Genomic DNA, 1,770 nt, shown 5'->3' with positions numbered 1-1,770 from the left:
TATCGCAGCAGCAAGTGCGGATATGCCCGATGTTATATGCACAACAATACCTCCTGCAAAATCCAATACGCCCATATTCTTGAGCCATCCGCCGTTGCCCCATATCCAGTGGGCAACAGGGTTATAAACTATTGTTGACCATAATACAGTAAACACCAAAAATGCAGAAAACTTCATCCTCTCAGCAAAGGCGCCGGTAATCAGGGCAGGTGTGATAACGGCAAACATCGCCTGATATATCATGAATGCAATGTGCGGAACGGTAGGAGCATAATCGGGATTAGGCTCAACACCAACCCCCCTTAATCCAAGCCAGTCAAGGCTTCCTATTATTCCGCTTACATCCGGGCTAAAGGAGAGGCTGTAGCCAAAGAGTATCCACTGCACGCTGACGACAGCTATGGCAACAAAGCTCTGCATTATCGTGCCGAGGACATTCTTTCTCCTGACCATCCCACCGTAGAACATGGCAAGACCGGGTGTCATGAGCATTACAAGGGCAGCGGACAAAAGGACAAAGGCAGTGTCACCGGCGTCTATTTTGCTCTCCGCCTGGGCATACACATTAAACGGGATTAAAAGCATAGCCGCCAAGATTGACATCAAAAAGACCTTGTTTTTCATTTGCAATCACCTTTATTTACCATAATCAGCAGCCCAAACACTCACAGCAGCAAAGCAGGCATGAGTGAAAAGCCTTTATCAGCGATACCTCAGAGCCGAACCCTCCCGCTGTTTAAGGGCAATTTCAGTATTACCTTTTGTATTCAGCAGTACAAACAGGCATATAATAATCTCATCGCATTGATAAAGGCTTTGAAGCCGTGCCTGCTTCGCTTGATTACGATTATGTAATTTATAAAAATACTCGACAGCCGTCAGGCAATGTCCAGCCTTCAATATAAGCCAAAAACATGCCAGAAAGGATGTCTTTGATTTTAAGCGGAAAGTCAAACAAGAAAAAAATGGAAATCCTACAATTTTGTAGGATTTCCATTTCATATCGGCTTTATTATTTAAAAAACAGGGACTTCTAATTTCCTACATTTTTTTGCAGGAGCTGCATTTTTGTAGGAAAATTATATCGCCGATTCCCCTGTCTCTCCTGTCCTTATCCTTACGACTTCCTCAAGTGTCGAGACAAATATCTTCCCGTCACCTATCTTTCCTGTCTTTGCTTTTTCCTTTATGGTCGTGACCACTTTTTCAGCCATACTGTCAGGCACCACTATTTCAAGCTTTACCTTGGGAATAAAGGCTATGTCGTATTCCGCTCCCCTGTAAAGCTCCACATGTCCTTTTTGCCTTCCAAAGCCCTTAACTTCGGTCACAGTCATACCCTGAATCCCTATGCTGTTAAGGGCATCTTTTACCTCATCAAGCTTAAACGGCTTTATTATCGCCTCTATCTTTTTCATAATTCCTCCTTACAAATTATACGCCTTCTCACCATGCTGGCTCTCATCAAGCCCTTCTATCTCTTCCTCAACATCGACCCTGAGACCAACAAAAGCCTTTATTATCATGAAAATTACCGCAGTAACAACAGCCGTATATACAATAGTCACTCCAGCAGCTATGATCTGGGTCCAGAGTTGTCCGGGGTTGCCGTACAGAAGTCCCTTGCCTGCCTCGTTTATTGATGGGTCTGCGAATATGCCGGTCAGGATCGCACCGAGTGTTCCGGCTACTCCATGTATTCCGAATGCATCGAGTGTATCATCATACCCAAGTTTTGGCTTCATCACTGCAACAGATAAGAATGAGACT

At 44.4% G+C, this 1,770-nt stretch carries 2 protein-coding genes and 1 pseudogene; all 3 read right to left on the bottom strand.

Translation table 11 applies throughout. From position 1 onward, the window contains the following. The coding region (locus V7L97_RS12515; protein ID WP_442891847.1) for an ammonium transporter at positions 1-624 on the bottom strand (624 nt) is incomplete at its 3' end. A 455-nt stretch (positions 625-1,079) separates the two neighbouring features. Then, a complete protein-coding gene (locus V7L97_RS12510; RefSeq protein ID WP_333656495.1) occupies positions 1,080-1,418 on the bottom strand; it encodes a P-II family nitrogen regulator in 339 nt (112 codons plus the stop codon). A 9-nt stretch (positions 1,419-1,427) separates the two neighbouring features. After that, positions 1,428-1,770, bottom strand: a pseudogene (locus V7L97_RS12505) (ammonia channel protein); the annotation flags it as partial.

This window comes from Dissulfurispira sp. (genome assembly GCF_036745535.1).
Lineage (GTDB): Bacteria > Nitrospirota > Thermodesulfovibrionia > Thermodesulfovibrionales > Dissulfurispiraceae > Dissulfurispira.
This window is presented reverse-complemented; position numbering and strand designations above follow the sequence as displayed.

What these genes read in the sequence shown, in the direction of transcription:
- V7L97_RS12510 (WP_333656495.1), bottom strand. Translation starts at nt 1,418, where the DNA reads ATGAAAAAGATAGAGGCGATAATAAAGCCGTTTAAGCTTGATGAGGTA.